The 19,754-nt window shown below is 54.2% G+C and carries 16 protein-coding genes; 8 read left to right on the top strand and 8 right to left on the bottom strand.

All coding sequences use genetic code 11. The features are described from left to right. Window positions 1-501: enoyl-CoA hydratase-related protein (locus ABYP39_RS09355; RefSeq protein WP_372782217.1), on the top strand; the 501-nt coding region annotated here is incomplete at its 5' end. A gap of 563 nt (window positions 502-1,064) precedes the next feature. Continuing rightward, window positions 1,065-2,399 (top strand): class II 3-deoxy-7-phosphoheptulonate synthase, encoded by a 1,335-nt coding sequence (locus ABYP39_RS09350; RefSeq protein ID WP_372782221.1) that lies wholly within the window; start codon window positions 1,065-1,067, stop codon window positions 2,397-2,399. Between the two features lie 142 nt (window positions 2,400-2,541). On the opposite strand, the gene ABYP39_RS09345 is transcribed toward ABYP39_RS09350, so the two are convergent. Continuing rightward, window positions 2,542-3,483 carry a DMT family transporter gene (locus tag ABYP39_RS09345; RefSeq protein WP_372782215.1) on the bottom strand — a complete coding sequence of 314 codons (942 nt, stop codon included), beginning with the start codon at window positions 3,481-3,483 and terminating at the stop codon, window positions 2,542-2,544. Between the two features lie 208 nt (window positions 3,484-3,691). On the opposite strand from ABYP39_RS09345, the gene ABYP39_RS09340 reads away from it, so the two are divergent. Next, window positions 3,692-4,180: a DUF4112 domain-containing protein gene (locus tag ABYP39_RS09340; protein ID WP_372749346.1), complete on the top strand. Its 489-nt coding sequence runs from the start codon at window positions 3,692-3,694 to the stop codon at window positions 4,178-4,180. Window positions 4,181-4,219: 39 nt separating this feature from the next. Here ABYP39_RS09340 and ABYP39_RS09335 read toward each other — a convergent pair whose 3' ends face one another. Both ABYP39_RS09335 and ABYP39_RS09330 read right to left on the bottom strand, forming a co-directional pair. Beyond that, window positions 4,220-4,642 carry a hypothetical protein gene (locus ABYP39_RS09335; RefSeq protein ID WP_372782213.1) on the bottom strand — a complete coding sequence of 141 codons (423 nt, stop codon included), beginning with the start codon at window positions 4,640-4,642 and terminating at the stop codon, window positions 4,220-4,222. A 207-nt stretch (window positions 4,643-4,849) separates the two neighbouring features. Next, complete coding sequence (locus ABYP39_RS09330) at window positions 4,850-7,165, bottom strand: TonB-dependent receptor (RefSeq protein WP_372782211.1); 2,316 nt, start codon at window positions 7,163-7,165, stop codon at window positions 4,850-4,852. A gap of 112 nt (window positions 7,166-7,277) precedes the next feature. Here ABYP39_RS09330 and ABYP39_RS09325 point away from each other — a divergent pair, with 112 nt between their 5' ends. Genes ABYP39_RS09325 through ABYP39_RS09305 form a run of 5 tightly spaced genes read left to right on the top strand, consistent with a single transcriptional unit; the run spans window position 7,278 to window position 12,823 of the window. Further along, window positions 7,278-7,892 (top strand): TetR/AcrR family transcriptional regulator, encoded by a 615-nt coding sequence (locus ABYP39_RS09325; protein WP_372782209.1) that lies wholly within the window; start codon window positions 7,278-7,280, stop codon window positions 7,890-7,892. Between the two features lie 54 nt (window positions 7,893-7,946). After that, entirely contained in the window at window positions 7,947-8,819 is an 873-nt protein-coding gene (locus ABYP39_RS09320; RefSeq protein WP_372782207.1) for a DUF1295 domain-containing protein, read from the top strand. A gap of 30 nt (window positions 8,820-8,849) precedes the next feature. Then, a complete protein-coding gene (locus ABYP39_RS09315; protein WP_372759598.1) occupies window positions 8,850-10,322 on the top strand; it encodes a carotenoid oxygenase family protein in 1,473 nt (490 codons plus the stop codon). 42 nt (window positions 10,323-10,364) lie between these two features. Beyond that, window positions 10,365-11,594 (top strand): acetyl-CoA acetyltransferase, encoded by a 1,230-nt coding sequence (locus ABYP39_RS09310; protein ID WP_372782205.1) that lies wholly within the window; start codon window positions 10,365-10,367, stop codon window positions 11,592-11,594. 2 nt (window positions 11,595-11,596) lie between these two features. After that, window positions 11,597-12,823, top strand: coding sequence for an acetyl-CoA C-acyltransferase (locus tag ABYP39_RS09305; RefSeq protein ID WP_372782219.1), 1,227 nt, complete (start codon window positions 11,597-11,599; stop codon window positions 12,821-12,823). Between the two features lie 265 nt (window positions 12,824-13,088). Here ABYP39_RS09305 and ABYP39_RS09300 read toward each other — a convergent pair whose 3' ends face one another. The 5 genes from ABYP39_RS09300 to ABYP39_RS09280 all read right to left on the bottom strand — a co-directional run. Continuing rightward, the gene (locus ABYP39_RS09300; RefSeq protein WP_372782203.1) at window positions 13,089-14,855 is read right to left on the bottom strand and encodes an acyclic terpene utilization AtuA family protein; all 1,767 of its coding nucleotides are present in this window, start codon (window positions 14,853-14,855) and stop codon (window positions 13,089-13,091) included. Then, window positions 14,852-16,837: an acetyl-CoA carboxylase biotin carboxylase subunit gene (locus ABYP39_RS09295; RefSeq protein ID WP_372782201.1), complete on the bottom strand. Its 1,986-nt coding sequence runs from the start codon at window positions 16,835-16,837 to the stop codon at window positions 14,852-14,854. The genes ABYP39_RS09300 and ABYP39_RS09295 overlap by 4 nt, the downstream gene beginning before the upstream one ends. Before the next feature lie 8 nt (window positions 16,838-16,845). After that, window positions 16,846-17,658, bottom strand: a complete 813-nt coding sequence (locus ABYP39_RS09290; protein WP_372782199.1) for an enoyl-CoA hydratase/isomerase family protein — start codon at window positions 17,656-17,658, stop codon at window positions 16,846-16,848. Between the two features lie 37 nt (window positions 17,659-17,695). Next, window positions 17,696-19,309: an acyl-CoA carboxylase subunit beta gene (locus ABYP39_RS09285; RefSeq protein ID WP_372782197.1), complete on the bottom strand. Its 1,614-nt coding sequence runs from the start codon at window positions 19,307-19,309 to the stop codon at window positions 17,696-17,698. A gap of 252 nt (window positions 19,310-19,561) precedes the next feature. Continuing rightward, window positions 19,562-19,754: helix-turn-helix domain-containing protein (locus ABYP39_RS09280; protein WP_372782195.1), on the bottom strand; the 193-nt coding region annotated here is incomplete at its 5' end.

Below are 19,754 nucleotides of genomic sequence, written 5' to 3'. Positions count from 1 at the left end.
TTCTGTGCGGGCTTTGACCTTAAGGCTTTTCAGCAGGGGGCCGAGGTTGCAGATAAGCTGGTGGCGGGTGGTATGGCAATGCTCACTCGGTTGTATGAATTTCCGCTTCCAGTAATTGCTGCTTGTGATGGGCATGCTATTGGCATGGGAGCTTTTTTGTTGATGGCCTCCGACAACAGAGTTGGCGCGAATTCTGACTTTCAGATTTGTTTGCCCGAAACTTCCATTAGTATGCCGTTTACGCCCGTACTGTTGGCGTTGATACACGACCGCATTTCTATCGCGGAAAAGACCATGGCGGTGGTTCAGTCCAAGCGCTATTCTCCAGCTGAATCGATAGCAGCGGGGTTTCTCGATAAGCTTGTTGATCAGAACAGGCTGATGGAAGAAGCTAAGAACCTGGCGAAGGATCTCTCCGCTTTACCTAAAGAATACTACTGTATGAACAAACGATCTCTTCGGAAGGCTTCGCTAGAATGCATGCACGCTGATCTGAAGTAACCTTTCTGAATTTCTATTCCTGCCCCTCGGTTATTATCGAGATATATTCTGTGGGCCCTGTTATGGGGCCCTTTCAGGTTATGGCTTTACTATTCTGCTGAGGTGGTTGCAGTGCGGAAGTTTTAGCATGTGGTATCCCTGTATGTTAGTACAAGCGCAACAATCTACATTCCCTTGCGGCACGTGACGAAGTAGCAATCGTCGTTTGGATCGCTAGGTACTGGAATGAGTGCTCGGCTGGTATCATGGGCCTCGGTGAGTTGTACCCAAATTGACAGTCGAGTGGATATATTGCCCTACAGCCACTGGGTTAAATGCTGCGTATGCTGTTCAATCGGCTCTTAGAGTATGACCTGCTCACGACGGTAGTTGCGTAGTTTGTACATATATTGCACTAGTCGGGTAGGGGTATTCAGACCTGATGGCAGTGCTCGGTAGCGAGTAGATTTTTATAGCATTACAGTGAACGGGGTTATTGGCCAGCCATTATCTGCCGAGTACGATCGGTTGGCCTGGTAAGATCCGGATAATGAGAGAAGGACGGTTTAGTGGTAAGTAATGACATGTGGAATCCGGCAAGTTGGCGTCAAAAGGAAGCTTTGCAGCAACCTTTATATCGCGATGCAGTTGCCGTAAAGGATGTTGAAGCCCGTCTGCGCCTGATGCCGCCCTTGGTCCTAGACGACGAGGTCGCCATGCTGCGTAATCGTCTGGCGAGCGTTGCGAAGGGAGAGGCCTTCCTGTTGCAGGGAGGTGATTGCGCGGAGAGCTTTTCTGACTTCTCTGCAGACTCTGTACGCAGTACATTTAACGTATTGCTGCAGATGGCTATCGTGCTCACGTATGCGGGGCGTCGCCCGGTGGTCAAGGTTGGCCGTATTGCGGGGCAGTTTGGCAAGCCCCGGTCTGCGGATAACGAAGAACGCGATGGTACCAGCCTGCCCAGTTATCGCGGTGACATTATTAATGCGTCGGCCTTCGATATGGGCTCACGAGATCCTGACCCTGAACGAATGATTCAGGCGTACAATCAATCAGCCACAACATTGAATTTGTTGCGAGCTTTTATCGGCGGTGGACAAGCCGATCTGCATCAGGTGCACAAATGGAATTTGGGCTTTCTTGAGAACAATCCATTGCGCGATCGCTATGAGCAGATCGCCCGCACCATTCAGGACGCACTGTCCTTTATGGAAGTCTGTGGCATTAATAGCGAAAGCCATCCAGCGTTGAGTCGCACGGAGTTTTTTACGTCGCACGAAGCGCTGCTACTGCCTTATGAAGAAGCGTTGGCACGCGAAAACCCGGTGTCCGGACATTGGTACGAATCATCTGCCCATATGGTCTGGATTGGTGAGCGGACACGTCAACTCGATGGTGCGCATGTTGAATTCTTCCGAGGCATTGATAATCCAATCGGCGTGAAAGTTGGTCCAACGATGACATCGGATGAACTGGTGCGGTTGGTCGATGCACTCAACCCGGGTAATGAGCCAGGTCGACTGACGCTAATCAGTCGAATGGGTAGCGATAATATCGCAAAGGTGCTGCCGGGATTAGCGGCCACACTGCGTGATGAGGGGCGGCATGTTGTGTGGTCATGTGATCCCATGCATGGGAATACCGTGAAGGCGACAAGCGGGTTTAAAACCCGCTCCTTTGACAGGATTTTGTCAGAGATCAAGCAGTTCTTTGCCTTGCTCGAAGGTGAATCGGTTTACCCGGGTGGTATTCATCTTGAAATGACCGGTCAGCATGTGACCGAGTGTACCGGCGGCGCTTACCAGATTTCTGATGCGGATCTGGCCAAGTGCTATCAAACGCAATGCGATCCGCGTTTGAATGCCGATCAGGTGCTGGAATTGGCTTTCGAGATTGCGGAATTTCTGCGGAATTAGGCGATAGCCAGATCCGTTAGAGGTGACCAACCAAACCTATAGCGGCATTTTGTCACGTGGATGAAAACCGCCAGGGCTGACGTTGGCGGTTACCACTATGGATTGGTGATATCTCGACAATCCAGTGGCTTGTTGGGCGTGGTTATCGGGCTCTGCGTCTGAATAGCCCGGCCAGTACCTTCAAGCGGTTCACCAGCAACGATAGGAAGATTAGTGCGCAGCCAATGAGCTGACTGTCAGTCATACTTTCGGAAAACCAGAAAACGGCAATGATGGCGACCCAGACTGGCTCCAGCACCATGATGACAACACCATTGCTATGGCGGGTCATGCTTTGGGCGTAGGTCTGCACCAGAAAACGCAGTGCTGTAGAGATCAGTGCTGACGCGACTATCCAGAAGGCGATTATCGGTGATGCTTCACGCAGCGTTGGCGCCCAGGGCTCTAGCAACAGCGATAGCAGGCCGGTGATCATGCCGACGCAGCCGAGAACCACGGTGGTTAGAGCGAGTACTGGAATACGCTCAGTTTCATGGGTTTCACCATTGTCGAGCGTGCTGAATTGGCTGTTTGCGGCGCGAGTATTGAGGTTAAAGTACAGCGCAAAAATTGCGGCCGACGCTAATAGTAGTAGTTGGGCGCTTTCGAGGCGCAATCCGTGGCTCAATGACAGAAAGCCTAAACCGGTCACAGCAAAGGGCATGGCCAGCCAGGTATATAGTGGGATGGCTTCGCTGAAGAACACTCGCGCAATCAATGGCACCATTATCACACCAAGGCTGGCGATAAACGCGGCCTCGCCGACGTGAGTCGACTGCTTAAGTCCGACAACCCACAGGCTCATCGCAATACCAAATACAGCGCCTACACGTAGGCTGCGAGCGAGTGCCGCCACACCGAGTACAGGCAGTTGCCGGCGAGCAAAGAAGCCGAGAATTGCACTGGCCAGAATAAAGCGCACCGACATAAAGAGCAGTGGCGGCATGACGCTGACGGCTTCTCTGGACAATATCCAGCCTAGGGCTGCGAGGAGTGTGACAAGCACCAGCAAGAGGTCTGACTTTGTGGTGTTTTCGAGCGGCATCTTCTATCCGGTTGCAGATACGCGAGCCATTCTAGCCGAAGTGGCCGGTATTGGCGTAGTGCGGATCTCATGCGATATTCACTGGTTCTGACATGATTGCCTACGATAGCATGAACATATCTGGTGCAACCGTCACCAGTACCCAACTTACAACGTTGGGCTGTTGTTATAGCCGTCGCCACAAATATTTTTTCGGAGATTTTCTGTTATGCCGAACAATAACGTTAGTCAGCCAACGCGAGAGCAACAACTGGCTGTGCTTAAACGTTTGGAAAAATTCAGTCGTTTTACCGACAGCAGTATAAAAATTCCTTTCACCAACTTCAGCATTGGTGCCGATGCTGTTGTGGGTTTATTGCCTGGTGTCGGCGATGTTATAGGCTTGGGTTTTTCGGGGTATGTATTGTTGGAAGCGCATCGTGCAGGTGCTGACGGCGAACTTAAACTGCGTATATTACGTAATATGGGCATCGACTTTGTCGGTGGCCTGCTGCCGGTGGTGGGCGATGCCTTCGACGCCTTTTATAAAGCCAATACCCGGAACACTCAGTTATTGAAAGAGTATCTGGAGCAGCAACTGGCTCCTGAGCCAACGCCGCCACGTTTTAAATGGCTGCCAATTCTGGGCGCGGCTTCTGCGCTGGCACTGGTTATCGGTGCTGTCATTCTGGCAACAGGTGCTGGCAGTCCGCCCTAAATTTGACTAATCGGCTAGCACCGACATTCTGTGCAAGCCTCATGAGTACATAGGGGGCATGCTGCTGCGAAGATCCGAAAATTCCTCGGCAGTTATCCTTGGTTCGTAGGTCGCCAGATCCTGTTCGACACCAACTTCAGTTTCAATCCAATCCTGGTAGTCGTCATTGAAAGGAAAGTCGAGTCCGGTATCTCGGATGCTGACGAGGCGTGGTTGGTTTTTGGTTGCAAGCCTTTCTATGCGCTTTCTGAGTGCAGCTCTGTCTGCCGGGCTTAAGGATTCAGAAGCGAGCACAAGGCAGAGGCTGCGTTCCTGCAGAGTGTGAATAGCTTGCTCATAGCTAGATGCGATGTGGACTGCACAATTTAGTGAGGAGAGTCGAAGCTTGAGTTCGACTCGCGCTGCTATCGATTCCTCGATTATGAGTATGTCCCGTTGCTGTGCTGTTGCGTGCGTTGTCATGTCCCTGCTCTCATTTGGTGTTGTTCGTTGAGGGCGGTAGCTGCAACTTAGATGCCAATTCTGGTCTTGGCGGGATTATCCTTATTTATTATCGAGTTACTGGTGGACTCGCGGCGACCACTTGCAATTATTCCCAGTTTTCGCAAATTGCAATGCATTGTGGTTTTTATCGAGGGGAAGTTGCGGTACCTTCCCCTCGCCGGATGTTTAGTAGCGATATCTGCCTTCCAGATACACCGTGCGCGCTGGCTCTATGGTCGCGCGGTAACCGCCAACGTCGAGCAGGGTCGCGGCCGAAGCGCCTATGGTGGTTTCATCGCTCAGGTTTTTCCCAACCAGCGCAATATTCCAGGTCCCGTCGTCGGCGCCAATCTGGGCCCGGCCGTTGTAGCGCGTTGTCGCTTCCTGAAAACCGCGGGGATCAAGGTCTGAAGATGTAAAGTGGTCGTCTTTGTAGTTGGCGTCCAGGGTGATTCCCACCAGAAGATTGCCCGGCAGAGGGAAAGTGAAATTTGTGGACACGGAAGCGGTCCATTCGGGCGTCTGTATATTTTCCATGCCTGTCAGTGAGCACGAGCCGTCCGGGTTGCTGTCGCTGCGTCCGACATAACATGGGCCGTTGTCGTACTCCGTCCATTCAAAGTCCAGATAGGCTACCGAGCCAGTAAGCTGGAACCAGTCCGTGACCAGCCAGCGACCATCCATTTCCAGGCCCTGAGTCAAGGCTTCACCGGCGTTCAGCACGTTAAAAGCGGATGAGCCATCGTAAACGCTGACCTGCATATCGGTGTATTCAACGTAAAACAGGGCAATGTTCAAATCGGCTGTGCCATCTGCCAGCGTCATCTTTGCGCCGATTTCCCAGGCATCGGCCAGTTCATCGTCGTATTCGTAGTTGCGGCCGCCACCGTTGAATTCGTCGCGGTCATTGTTGCCGCGCGCATCGTAGGAGCCGGATTTGGCACCTTCGGTGTAGCTCACATAGGCCATCATCGTATCGGTAGCATCCCATTGCAGGTTGACCAATGGCAGTAGATTCGATGCTTCGCGTTCACCCTGCAGGCTATGAGGGTTGATGCGAAGGTTGTCCAGCAGGAAAAGGGTTGCGGGGTCGGCCGAGCCGCGACCTTCATCGTTGTAGATGCGGAATTCCCTTGAGGATATTTTTTCCTCCTCGACTTTGCGCAAACCAAATGTCGTACGCAGGGTGGGCGTCCAGTTGAGCGTAAATTGAAAGAAAGCCGACCAGGCTTCTGTGTCTACGTAAAAATCTCTGTCGAGGAAAGTATCAACAACGACCTGGGTGTCGAGGGCACAAACGCCGGTCGGTTGAACGCCACCGGTGCGAACTTTCAGTGGGCCTTCTTCATAAAAGTGCAGGTTATTTTCCTGGTAGAAAACCCCCGCAATGTATTCCATGAATCCGCCGGTAGGGGACGTAAAGCGCAGTTCCTGACTGAACTGGTCGTAATCTTCTGTGCCAAAAATGTAGAGTGTATCGAAACTGCTTGAGTCGGCGTCGAACAGATCTGCGGAATCGTAGCCCGTTTTGGCGGTAACGCTGGTCAGCGTTCCGGCTTCAAGGTGCCAGTCGACATTCAATGTGGCGTTGTAGGTGTCGATTTCACCTTCTTCGTTAGCGTCAGCGGCGCGGCGTCCGTTCTTCTGCGTATCTTCCCCGGAGCATCGTGTGAGGGCGCTATCGCGGATCATTTCGTAGGTGCGTCCGGTTTGCTCTCGCGTCGAGGTTTCAAGCTTTAGGGTGCTGTCCAATACGTCGTTCGGGGCATAAGCCAGGGTCAGTCGCCAGGCACTCTCATCGACGCCCGGCTCGTCGCGATCAAGCACCTCGTTATACATATAGCCCTCTTCTTCGCGTACTCGTCCAGCCACCCTAAAACCGAAGCTGTCTGTCACCGGAACAGAGACTGCACCGCTCACTTCGTGTCGATCGTCAGAGCGTCCCTTCAGTGCACTGATGTCAAACTCAAACTCGTCGCCGGGTTTGGCAGATATCAGGCTCAGTGCGCCGGCGATTGCATTCTTTCCGAACAGTATCGACTGCGGCCCGCGCAGTACCTCGACGCGTTCCAGATCCATAAACGCTGAGCGGGTTTGGTGTGGGCGGCCTAGATGAACGCCATCGGTGAAAATGCCAACCGACAATTCAAAGCCCTGATTCGAGCCCGAACCCACGCCGCGCATATAGATATTCGGGATGAACCCGGAGTCCACCAGCTTGAAGTTGGGTGCGTACTCAGACAGATCGCTGAGATTCTCGATGCCCGCATCCGACAGGCGGTCGCCGCTCAGGGCGGTAACGGACACCGGCACGTCGGTCAGGCTTTGCGAGCGCTTTTGGGCGGTGACCACAACCTCCTCCAGCTGTCGGCGCGGAGCATTGTCTTGTGGCTGGGCCACCACGCTGCTGGCTGTCAGTAGGGCCAGCAACGGGCTACTGATATGGCGGTAAAGCCGCTGGGTCTGGTGGCGCTGAGGGCGTTGGGCTACGTGCTTGGTCACGGGAGAGTCCTCTAAAAATAGAAAAACTTTCTAATATATTCGCGACAACTGTACTTTTATAATACAAATGTGTCAAACTAATCGAAATTAAGTATAGAAATGAGCTGCCAAGATGACGTCATCGCCCGCTACTCAGGGAACATTGAGCAAAACGGATCGCACTCGCCTGCGACTGGTTGCAGCCGTTCGTAAGGAACTGGAGGGCAGCGGAAGCTTCAATGCTGAAAAGGTTGCCCGGCGTGCCAAGGCCTCAACCGCCACCTTTTACAACCATTTCGAGTCGCAAGACGAAGCCTTTGATGCCGCTTATCGGGCACTGATGGATGATCTGGTGCGGCATGTTACCGACGGGCTGCAAGTGGAGCGGCTGCTGGACGTGGGGCTTGAAACGTTTGCGGCCCAGTGGGTCGCGGGGTGTGTTCGCTTTTTCCGTTCGAACAGTGTGCTGTTTGCTCTATCGCAGGCCAAGGCACTGAGTTCTGCTGCAGTGCGAGAGGTTTATGCCGACAGCGAGAAACGCGCGATTGATCATTGCGAGCGCTTTGTTCGCCTTGGTCAGAGTGCACGGCTTTTCAGGGCGGGCGAGGCAAGAGACATCGCGCGGGCAATGATGATTCTGTCGGAGGGATACAACAATCCGGCGGTCTTGCAAATGGCGCCCGGAGACGCCTTGCATCGAGAACTGGGCGGCGTCATCGCCCGTTTGTTGGAAAACACTGACGCCTGATTAGGACGTGTAATTGGTAGCGTTTGTTTGCAGCGTTTTTTTGGAGATTGACACGTGAAACCCTGGATTCGCGCGATGATCGCGCACGCCATTATTTTTCTGTTGGCCGGAGCCGTCGTCCTGGCGGCCAGCCCTGCATCAATTCAACTGGCTGGCTGGCCACTGTTCGCCATTTGTGCGGTGATTGGCTTCGTTGTGCAGTGGGTCGTTTTTATTCCGTCCTATCTGGCACAGACCGAGCACTATTTCGACCTGACCGGCAGTCTGACCTATATAACACTGGTCATCATTGCGCTGGTCTACGGCAATGCCGACCCACGTTCGTTGCTGTTGGGTGTGCTGGTGCTTATCTGGGCCGGGCGCCTTGGATCATTTCTGTTTCTGCGTATTCGCCGGGCGGGCAAAGATCCACGCTTTGACGCGATTAAGGGGATCTTTCCACGTTTCTTAAGCACGTGGAGTCTGCAAGGGCTCTGGGTTCTGCTGACGCTGGCCTGCGCACTGGCGGCAATGACCGGTGAGCAAAGTCAGCCGCTGGGGCTGATCGGTGGTATCGGATTTGTCGTCTGGCTCTGTGGTTTTGCAATCGAGGCTGTGGCAGATCGGCAAAAGAATACTTTTCGCACTGACCCGAACAATGCCGGGCGCTTTATTCAAACTGGGCTGTGGGCCTGGTCGAGACATCCCAACTACTTTGGCGAGATCGTTTTATGGTTTGGCGTCGCGATTATCGCCTTTCCGGTTTTGCAGGGGTGGCAATACGTTACCTTGATCTCACCGGTGTTTGTTGCCGTGCTGCTCACCCGTGTCAGCGGTGTGCCCCTGCTTGAACAGCGCGCTGATAAAGAATGGGGTGATAACGCGGAGTACCAACGCTACAAGGCCGCAACGCCCTCTTTGATACCACGTCCGCCTAAAAACAAGTAACCCGAAACAAATCACTGACAAGGAATTGCAATGCCTACTACCCTCGTGAATCGTGTGGATAGCACACTCCCTGAACACGATGAACATCCCTATCGCAGTGGCGCTTGGACTCCAAACTTTGAGGAAGTCACTGCAACGGACATGGAGGTCATCGGTGAGATTCCCAAAGATATCAGCGGTGTTTATCTGAGAAACACGGAAAATCCGGTGCACGAATCTATTGGTAAATATCACCCATTCGACGGCGATGGCATGTTGCACATGATGCGTTTTACCAATGGCAAGGTGGAGTATCGCAATCGCTTTGTGCGCACCCGAGGCTTTGCTGCCGAGGCAGAAGCGGGCGGTCCCTTATGGATTGGTATGGCCGGCAAACCAGAAAATTCAAAACGCCCCGGCTGGGGTGCGCATGAGCACCTGAAAGACTCTTCTTCTACCGATGTTGTCGTTCATGCGGGAGAGGCGTTATCGACGTTTTGGCAGTGCGGCGAGGGCTATCGTCTCGATCCTTACACTCTCGATAATTTGGGTATAGAAGCATGGACGCCCATCGACGGCATTTCGGCCCACCCCAAGGTTGACGAGAAAACCGGGGAGCTGCTGTTTTTCAATTACTCTAAGCACGCGCCCTATATGCACTACGGCGTGGTGGGTGCGGACAACCGCCTCAAACACTACGTGCCGGTAGATCTGCCGGGGCCGCGATTACCCCACGATATGGCGTTCTCGAAGAACTATGCGATTCTCAATGATTTCCCCATGTTCTGGCATGAGGAGCTGTTGAAACAGAACATGCATGTACCCGTGATGCATGATTTGCCGTCACGTTTTGCTGTCATTCCGCGTTTCGGCCAGCCCGAAGACATACGTTGGTTTGAGGCAGAGTCGACCTATGTACTTCACTGGACCAATGCCTGGGAAGAGGGTGACGAGCTGGTGTTGGATGGCTACTTCCAGAATAATCCCGAGCCGCCGCCGTTGGATTTTGGTCCCGAGAAATATCGTCAACTGTATGCTTTCTTGAACATGCATGGAGTGAAGCCGCAACTGCACCGGTGGCGATTTAACCTCAAAGATGGCACAACCCGAGAAGAAGTGCTTTACGACGAGGAAGTCGTAGAATTTGGCACGATCAATCAGCAATACGCAGGTGTAAAAAACCGCTACGTGTACAGCACCACGTTGAAGGAGGGTTGGTTCCTGTTCACAGGCCTGATTAAGCACGACCTCGAAACCGGCACGGCTCAACGTTACGATTTTGGGGATGAAGTCTACGGTTCCGAGGCTCCCTTCGTGCCGCGCGAAGGCGCTAAAGATGAAGATGACGGTTATCTGGTTAGCTTTCTTACTGACATGAAGCGCAATCGTTCCACGTGTGTTTTGATCGACGCAAAAAATATCGAGGCCGGTCCTGTTTGCGAGATTGTTCTGCCACACCGCATTTGCAGTGGTACTCACGCTTGCTGGGCTTCGGACCAGCAAATCGCCAACAACTTTGATTAAAACAGGACGTTATTCTCAAGCCTTCAATGTCAGGAGACGCAAATGAGTGAAGTGTTTATTCTCGGCGGCGCACAAACCGACTTTGGTCGCAACTGGACGCGCGATGACAAAAGCCTGTTTGATCTGTTTGCGACTTCCGTTAACAGCGGCCTCGAAAATTGCCAACTGGATGCGAAAGAGGTCGAGGTTGGCCATGTCGGTAACTTTGTGGCGGAACTGTTTACCGGCCAGGGTATGCTCGGCGGTTTCTTCGGTCATGTTCACCCAGATTTTGCCGGTATGCCGGCTTCACGTCACGAGGGAGCCTGCGCCTCCGGTTCGTTGGCGATGCTAGCTGCAATGCGGGACATCGAGAGCGGACACTACGACCTGGCGTGTGTGGCCGGGGTTGAGCTGATGCGCAACGTTAGTGGCGATATCGCGGCCAATAACCTTGGTGCTGCGTGCTGGGTGGGTCGTGAAGCCACGCAGGTTAAGTATGTTTGGCCGGCGATGTTTTCCGATCTGGCGCAAGAGTATGAGCGCCGCTATGGACTCAAACATGACCACTTGAGTGAGATCGCGCGGATCAACTTTAGCAATGCCAAACGTAACCCCAACGCCCAAACGCGTAGCTGGACGTTTGCCGAAAACAGCTTTAGCCAGGACGAACGCGACAACCCAGTGGTAGAGGGGTGGATGCGGCGCCACGATTGCAGCCAGATCACCGACGGCGCGGCGGTTGTATTTCTGGCCTCCGCTAAAAAGGCGAAGGAATACGCCGACAGAAGGGGTATCGCCCTTGATTCCCTGCCGCGCATATTGGGTTGGGGGCATACGACGGCGCCGATGCTACAGCAGACTAAGATTGAATCCAGCCGAAACCAGGATTACGTTTTTCCTTGGACGCGCAAAGCAATAACGGACGCCTACCGGCGCGCGGGTATCGCCGGCCCCGAAGCGCTAGATGCCATCGAACTTCACGACTGTTTCACCATTACCGAATACATGGCCATTGAACACTTCGGTATTACCGCGCCTGGCGAAGCTTGGAAAGCCGTGGAAGAGGGGACTATCGCTTTTGACGGGCAACTTCCCATCAACCCTTCTGGCGGTCTCATTGGTCAGGGCCATCCCGTAGGCGCCACCGGTATCCGCATGGTGCTGGACGCCTGGCGGCAGACCACGGGTAACGCCGGAGATATGCAGGTGGCCGGTGCGAAAAAAGTCGGTACTTATAATGTTGGTGGTTCCGCCACTACCAACGTGTCCTTTGTTGTGGGAGTTGCCTAGTGATGACAGATGCCTATATCTACGACGCTTTGCGTACACCGCGTGGCAAAGGCCAAGCGGCTACCCAGGATAAACCCGGCGGTGCTCTGAGCAGTATTGCTCCACACAGCATGGTCTCACAATTGATTGATGCATTAGCAGAACGCAATGGCGACGACGCCATGGGTGGCGTGGAGCGATTACTGCTAGGTTGTGTAGGGCAAGTGCGTTCCCAAGGCGGGCATATCGCGCTGGTAAGCCGGTTGGCGTCCCAATTACCGGACACTGTTGCCACCAAAACCCTCAACAACTACTGTGTGTCCGGCCTGAGTGCCGTGGGGGAATCTGCGCTGTGGGCGCAGGCCGGGCAACCGGGCCTGAGCTTGGCGGGTGGTGTGGAAAGTATGTCGCAAGTGCCTTTCATGGCCGACAAGGCGGACTACTATCTCAACGACGACCTGCGCCGAGAATTGCGCTGGGCTTTGCCCGTTATGGGTGCAGAACTGATTGCTAGCCTTGAAGGCTACAATAAAGCAGAGTTGGATACGTTAAGCCTGACTTCTCATCAGCGCGCGGTCGCTGCTTGGGATAACGGGCATTACGACAGCAGCGTCACACCCGTGCGACACGCCGACGGGAAGCTGGCGCTCGCGCGCGATGAATGGCTACGCCCAGATCTTACGCTGGAAAAACTCGCCAAATTGCCCCCGGCTTTTGCCGAAATAGGAGCGGCCGAAGCCGATGCCATGATGCTGGCTGCCTACCCCCAGCTGGGAGCCATCAGCCACCTGCATTCGGTTGCGAACTGCCCCGGCTTGTCGGATGGGGCGGCGTTGGTATTAACCGGTTCTAAAACTGCAGGTGAAGCCGCAGGCTTGAAACCGCGTGCACGCATACGCGCCTATGCCGAAGCTTCTGGCGATCCGGTTATCCAGTTTTCCGCAGGCTTTGATGCGATGGAAGCCGTTCTGAAACAGAGCAAGCTGAGTCTTGCTGATTTGGATCTGATCGAATTTATGGAAGCCTTCGCGGCAACGCCACTAAAATTTCTGCGCAACTACGAGGTCGACCCCGATAAGGTTAACGTCAATGGCGGCCTTATCGCTATTGGACATGCACTCGGTGCTACAGGCGCCTCATTAGTCACGACACTGTTTCATGAGTTGGAGCGGCGCGATGCTGAGCTCGGTCTGGTCGTATGTCTTGCGGCAGGCGGAATTGGTTCGGCAATGGTGATAGAGCGCGTGTAGTGATTGTATTGCGTTCTCCAGATTTTTTTTGGCGAATGCAAAAATGATAGTTTTCTGGTTCGAGTGGGGAAGAGGCAGGCTTGGTGCACTCATATGCAATCTGCATCAGTGCGCGCGTATAAATATCGCAGAAAATTACGCGGCTTATTTCCAATTAGTTTTTGGGCTAGCCCAGCTACCTCAGCGCCGTCAGCCCAGAGACCTTTGAAGCAGCCTAAAAATCGCGGTGCTAAGTGTCCAAGTTAGGCAGGGAATTCCAACTCGCTCAACTCATGGGTTCAGGGATCTTTACCTCCATCGATAGCAGCATTTGAGCATAAGCTTTAGCCTGGGGATCTATTCGCAGCGAGGCACTACCGCCGCCCCCCAAAGCCTCTCTCATAAGGAAATTAAAACCGTTGATGCCGGGCAGCTCGTAGCGGTCGACACGGCCTTTGACCAGATGAGCGAAATAGTCGGCAACCGCCTTGGCGGTAAGCTGCTGGTACAGCCAAGGCAGGTATTCTGGCTTACGGGCGATGACGCCAATGTTGGCAATATCGCCTTTGTCACCGCTGCGTGCATAAGCTAATTTTTCCAGTGGCACACTAACAAGTTCGCTACTTCCTGTTATCGAAATGTTCGAATAGCGCTCGCCAGCAGCGGCGTCGGAACTCTCGGATTCGTAAGTCGTCTGACTAAGTATCTGGTCTCCGAGCTGCACGGTAACGGGTACTTTCGATTTTTCTAACAGCGCGGAATGCACGCGTATTAGGGGGGAGGGCTGTGCTCGGCCGCCGCCGAAGCCACTCATTCCCGGTGCTGCGGATGTAGCCAGGTACGCAAATTCACGCGATGCAAATCCAAGAGCTTCACGGCTGTTGTGATGTAGCCCGTACTTTGCCATGACCTCGCGGGTATCGCTTGCCTTGGCATGAGGTCCGTAGGTGGATTCGGCGCCAATGACTTCCAGACAGGTATCCCGGTAGCCTTCCAAGCCACGTTTTTCAAATTCACGTTCGGTACGCTGAACCCAGGCATTAAGGCTGCTGCGGGCTTTCTCGGCTGCTCGTGGCCCACCAATAAAAGCCATTCCCATCAGCCGATAGCCATCGATCCAAGTGGCGCAAGCTTTGTAGTACTGGCCTGGCGCGCGGCCGCGCGCACCGCTGACATGCACACGGTCGGTTCCACTGGCCTGAAGGTTGACTGCCGTAAAATCGCAGGCCACGTCGGGTAGTAGATAATTGGCTGGGTCGCCAATCTCGTACAGCATCTGCTCGCCAACGGTGCCGACATTCACCAAGCCACCTGTGTTTGGTGGAATGCAGATCTCGAAGGTTGCGTCTTCGCTGAATTCGGCGACCGGATAACTCATGGTCGAAAAATCCGGTACTAGATGCCAGTCGGTAAAGTTGCCGCCTGTACATTGTGCACCGCATTCCAGAATATGCCCTGCCAGCGCAGCTTGAGCCAAGGCATCGTAGTTATCCTGCTGCCACCCGTACTCGTGCATGAGCGGGCCAATGACGACCGCGCTATCAACCACTCGCCCGGTAACGATAATATCGGCACCAGCTTTCAGCGCCTCGGCAATGGGTTGTGCGCCTAAGTAGACGTTAAGACTCGCCAGCTTTTCTGGCAGCGGCGCACCGGTTTCCATTTCTATCAGGTCCGCGGCGAGTTCCGCCTGCCGATCACTCAGATCGTCTCCGTATACACCGGCGATTTTCAGATCGAGGCCTTTGTCGGTACACAGTGCCTGCAGGGCAGTGACACACGCCGGTACGTTTACCCCACCGGCGTTGGCGATCACCTTTATCCCTTTCTCGGCGCAGTCACTAATGACATCTTGCATGGCCACGGTGACAAACTCGACCGCATAGCCCTGGCGGTCATCCCGCGCTTTGGCTTTAGCCAAGATTCCCATCGTAATTTCGGCCAGATAGTCGAACACGAGGTAGTCGATGTCGCCCTTGTCGACGAGCTGGCGGGCGGCAAGTTGGCTATCGCCGTAAAACGCCGACGCGCCGCCGATTCTGACTTTCTTCATTCACCATCTCCTGACGCAATAGTTACCAGCAATTGACGGGATTTTACTTGTTGGCCAACGGAGCAGCTTACCGACTCCACCACGCCGTCCAGCGTTGCCTTTAGCTGATGTTCCATCTTCATGGCTTCCAGTACAGCAACAGTGTCGCCAGCGAAAACTGTCTGCCCCGGTTCAACAAAGATTGCAACAATTGAACCGTCCATGGTGGCCTTGATCTGACCACTGCCCGCAGCGAGCGCCGCAACCGCGGGTGCGTGTGTCAGATCAGTAAACAGAAAGTGACCGGTGCCACAATCCAGCGCCAGTGAATCGCCGTCAAAGGCAAAGCACACTTTTTCGCGTACTTGTTGGTAGACGATCGTGCAATGAGTGTGGTTCCAGCGTACGAGCTCAAGCTGGAAGGTTTCTTCGCCAACGGAAATGGAAAAGTGATCATTATCGTCCTTGAGAGATACGCGATAGTGCTCGCCTTCGAACTCCAGATCATAAACGTAACTCTTGGGGCTGCTGCGCCGCCAGTTATAGCCACTGGGGCTTTGGGCGACACCGCGCTGGAAGTAAATTAGCCCTGCCGTGGCCAGCGTCAATGCCGAGGGTTGGGTCACGCTCATGCTATCGTCGTCGGCGAACATCTGTTCGATAAAAGCCGTGGTGGCGTTGCCCGCAATGAACTCGGGATGACGCAGAATGTTTTCCAGAAAAAGCTTATTGTTGTTCAAGCCAAGCAGCGTCGTATCAGTTACCGCTGAAGCGAGTTTACGCAAGGCCTCCTGTCGATTCTTGCCGTAAGCAATCAGCTTCGCCAGCATCGGATCGTAATGGGGGCTGATTACTTGTCCTTCCGCTATGCCGTGATCAACACGAAAATCCTTTCGTTCAGGCCAGTCCCAGCGAAGCACGCGCCCGGTTTGCGGCATGAACTGATTGCGTGGGTCTTCTGCATACAATCTCACTTCCACGGCGTGACCTTGCAAGCGGATATCGTCTTGCGAGAGTGGAAGAGTTTCGCCGCAGGCCACCTGTAACTGCCAAGCCACCAGATCCTGCCCTGTAACAAGTTCCGTGACGGGATGCTCGACCTGGAGGCGTGTGTTCATCTCCAAGAAGTAGAAGTTTCGATCTTTGTCGACCAAAAACTCCACCGTACCCGCGCCGCGATATTTGCACGCAAGTGCGGCGTTCACTGCCGCTGCGCCCATGGCTGTGCGCAGGGTCTCGTCGACGAAAGGTGAGGGAGCCTCTTCGACGACCTTCTGGTGTCGTCGCTGCACAGAGCAATCGCGTTCACCCAGGTATATGCAGTTGCCGTGGTTGTCAGCGAATACCTGTATCTCAATGTGTCGCGGCTCTATCACTGCACGCTCTAAAATAAGCTCGTCACTGCCAAAGGCCGATTGGGCTTCCGAGCGGGCGGTACGAATCTGTTCTGCAAGTTCACGCTCGTGATGCACCAAGCGCATCCCGCGACCGCCTCCGCCTGCAGATGCCTTCACCATAAGCGGAAAGCCGATACGCTTGGCTTCTGCAATCAAAGTGTTATCACTTTGATCCGCTCCTTCATAGCCGGGGATGCAGGGCACACCGGCTTCGATCATCGCAATCTTAGAAAGACGCTTGCTGCCCATCAATTCAATTGCATCGGCGCCGGGGCCAATAAAGGTCAGGCCGGCAGCTTCACAGGCACGTGCAAAATCGGCATTTTCGGACAGAAAGCCGTAGCCGGGGTGAATGGCGTCGGCACCGGTTCGCTGCGCGGCCTCCAGAATTTTGTCAGAGCGAAGATAGGAGTCACCCACGGCCGGAGCGCCGATACAGACGCCCTGATCTGCCAATTGTACATGGGGCGCATCTGCATCCGCCTCGCTGTAGACGGCAACGGTGCGATAGCCCAGCTCGCGCGCCGTTCGAATTACGCGAACCGCAATTTCGCCGCGATTGGCAATCAGTACTTTCGTGATCGGGTTCGAGGTAATGGAGGTCATTGTTGTTCTCAACTCTGTTGTGCCCAGTTCGGTTTGCGTTTTTCCATAAAAGCCTGCGTGCCTTCTCGGCCCTCAGCGCCGGTAAGCGCGACAGCAAATCGGTCTGAAGCATGGTCTAACAGTGCTTCAAGCTCAGTCGAGCCAACTTGCAACATAAGGGCTTTGGTTTCTGCATTGGCACCTGGTGCGCAACGCTTAACGCTGGACAGCGTTTTGGCTAGTTGGTCCTGAAGGGCTTCAGGGCTATCGGTGACATGATGTACCAGCCCAAGATTTTGCGCGTCCTGACCGCTGATGCGCTCGCCCGTCAGTGCTAATCGTCTTGCTTGCGTCAGGCCGATTCGTAAAACCACAAAGGGGGCGATCTGCGCGGGAATGATGCCGAGACCGGTTTCCGGCATTGCGAACATTGCCTGTTTATCGGCAATGGCGATATCGGAAACGCAGGCCAGGCCAAAGCCACCACCAAGCACCGCGCCCTCCAGCACGCACACGACGACCTGTGGCGCTTGGTTCACTAGCGTAATCATATGACCAAAACTGCGATTGAAATTCCATGCCGCCTGTTCCGGGGTGATGGCTTGGCCCTTATCGTTGTCTGTTCGCATGCCGCTGATATCACCCCCGGCGCAGAAGTTGCCTTTCGCACCCCGCAGCACCACGGTGCGAACGTTACGGTCGCCTTCAATTGCACTAAAAACAGCCATCATCTCTTCGACGAGGCGGTCGTTCATCGCGTTGCGCTTTTGAGGGCGATTGAGCGTAATGGTCAATACGCCGTCGTCCAGACTGAGCAAGAGCTCCTGACAAGTCGGTAGCACGGTGTGTCTCCTGGTTAATGCGGCATTTCGGGGCTAATCACAAACGGGCAATACCAAAGGTGTTGGGGTTTACCTCACGCTGGTCGCCCTCAATACAAACGCTCAGCGCAAAGGCGATCACTTCTCGCGTGTCGCGCGGATCGATAATGCCGTCGTCCCACAGTCGCGCGGTGTTTGCCAGTGCCTGTGATTTTGCGGTCATGGTGTCCACGGTGTCTTTTTCCAGTGCATCGAGCAGGTTGTCGTCGACCTGACCCGCGCGCTTCATTTTGGCCTCAGCAACTTGGCGCATCACGCTGCCGGCTTGCGCAGGACCCATGACCGATACCACTGTGCGCGGCCAGGCAAACATAAAGCGAGGCTCCATACCTCGACCGCACATCGCGTAATTACCAGCGCCGTAGGAACCGCCAATGACAACGCTGATTCGCGGAACCTTGGCATTGGTAACCGCTTGAATGAGTTTTGCGCCATGTTTGATAATGCCGGCCTGCTCAGCTTCAGTGCCGACAATAAAGCCGGTGGTATTGTGTAGAAAAAGTAGTGGTGTCTTAGATTGCTCACACAGTTGGATAAATTGCCCGGCCTTGGCGGCGCCTTTGGCGGTAATAGGGCTATTGTTTCCAATGACGCCGCAACTTTGCCCTTCCAGCATGATGTGACCGCAGAGAGTGCCTGTGTCAAAGTCGGGTTTGAATTCGAGAAAATCCGAAGCATCGGCGATACGGGCTATTATTTCACGCATATCGAAGGGCTTTTTTGGATCTTCGGGTACGATTCCTAACAAATCGTCACTAGGGTATAAGGGCTCCGAATAAGCGTTTTTCGGCGCGGCGAAACGGTTTTTATCCCAGCCCAATTTGCCAACGATTTCTCGGGCAATGCGAATGCCATCGGCATCGTTTTCTGCGAGATAGTCTGCCGTCCCAGCGACCTCGGCGTGCATTTCTGCACCGCCAATCTCTTCATCGGTAGCGACTTCACCGGTGGCGGCCTTTAATAATGCGGGGCCTGCCAGATACACGGTGGACTGTTTGCGAATCATGATCACATAGTCAGACAGGCCAGGCTGGTAGGCCCCGCCAGCGGTGGCACTCCCGTGGACGACGGTGATCTGTGGTATCCCCGCCGCTGAAAGCCGAGCTTGTGTGGCAAATGCCGAGCCCGAAGGTCCAAAGAAGTCACCAAGTAGCTTGAGGTTGCCACCGCCACTCTGTGCAAGTGTGATTAGGGGCAGTTTGTTTTCCATCGCGATATGCATCATGCGCTGACGCTTGGTGCTACCAAGCGGCGTAATGGTGCCGCCCTTGGTGAGATAGTCGTCCACCATCACCATGCAGCGAACGCCGGATACGTAGCCAATACCCGTAATACAGGAGCCTCCAGCACCGGAGCCATCACGGTCTTCTTCTTGCATATAACCGCAGAGGGTTGAAAGCTCGAGAAATGGTGCCCCGGCATCTAACAGGCTGCTCAGGCGCTCTCGCGGTGGTAGCAGGCCGCGTTCACGGTAGCGCGGGGCCTTGGCTTCAGCGGCCTCGACCACGCGCTGCTCTATCCCGCGGAACTCGTCAACCGCTTGTAGCATGACGCTGGTATTGTGCTGAAATAGCTCGGATTGCGCGTCTATTTGGGATTCGATTACGGCCATGCTCTTTCCTCTTTCATGTTCGTCAGTTGGCGCGCGGCTATTGATGTGGAGCCAAGGCGTTGCAGACGTATTCTGCGACGTCGTAAATTCAGGTGCTTCAGTGTAGTCATCTTTCAGGGCGGTACTTCGGAATCGGTGCCATCGGATGTGGGAATCGGTGCCAGCGCCCAGCACAGAGAAGCTATACATTAGAGTATAGAGCTAGGTTGTTTGTGTTTGTTACGTTCGGCTATCAACACCGGTGAGCTGGTGTCAGCTCGAGGTCTCGGTTCGCCCTTTGCGATAGTCTCGGGGTGACATCCCCATTTGCTGTTTGAAGGCTGATGAAAAGGAGCTGTGCTCGGAATACCCAAGTAGAAAGGCAATATCAGTGATGCTGAGTCTTTCATCGCCAAGGTATTGGATGGCGAGTTCGTTTCTCAGATTTTGCAGTACCTGAGCGAAC

The organism is Litorivivens sp. (assembly GCF_041625495.1).
Classification (GTDB): Bacteria; Pseudomonadota; Gammaproteobacteria; order Pseudomonadales; family Spongiibacteraceae; genus Litorivivens.
This window is presented reverse-complemented; position numbering and strand designations above follow the sequence as displayed.

Bases quoted from the DNA above. Each gene is read 5' to 3' on its own strand.
- ABYP39_RS09350 (WP_372782221.1), top strand. From the start codon at position 1,065: ATGTGGAATCCGGCAAGTTGGCGTCAAAAGGAAGCTTTGCAGCAACCT.
- ABYP39_RS09345 (WP_372782215.1), bottom strand. From the start codon at position 3,483: ATGCCGCTCGAAAACACCACAAAGTCAGACCTCTTGCTGGTGCTTGTC.
- ABYP39_RS09340 (WP_372749346.1), top strand. From the start codon at position 3,692: ATGCCGAACAATAACGTTAGTCAGCCAACGCGAGAGCAACAACTGGCT.
- ABYP39_RS09335 (WP_372782213.1), bottom strand. From the start codon at position 4,642: ATGACAACGCACGCAACAGCACAGCAACGGGACATACTCATAATCGAG.
- ABYP39_RS09325 (WP_372782209.1), top strand. From the start codon at position 7,278: ATGACGTCATCGCCCGCTACTCAGGGAACATTGAGCAAAACGGATCGC.
- ABYP39_RS09315 (WP_372759598.1), top strand. From the start codon at position 8,850: ATGCCTACTACCCTCGTGAATCGTGTGGATAGCACACTCCCTGAACAC.
- ABYP39_RS09310 (WP_372782205.1), top strand. From the start codon at position 10,365: ATGAGTGAAGTGTTTATTCTCGGCGGCGCACAAACCGACTTTGGTCGC.
- ABYP39_RS09305 (WP_372782219.1), top strand. From the start codon at position 11,597: ATGACAGATGCCTATATCTACGACGCTTTGCGTACACCGCGTGGCAAA.
- ABYP39_RS09300 (WP_372782203.1), bottom strand. From the start codon at position 14,855: ATGAAGAAAGTCAGAATCGGCGGCGCGTCGGCGTTTTACGGCGATAGC.
- ABYP39_RS09295 (WP_372782201.1), bottom strand. From the start codon at position 16,837: ATGACCTCCATTACCTCGAACCCGATCACGAAAGTACTGATTGCCAAT.
- ABYP39_RS09285 (WP_372782197.1), bottom strand. From the start codon at position 19,309: ATGGCCGTAATCGAATCCCAAATAGACGCGCAATCCGAGCTATTTCAG.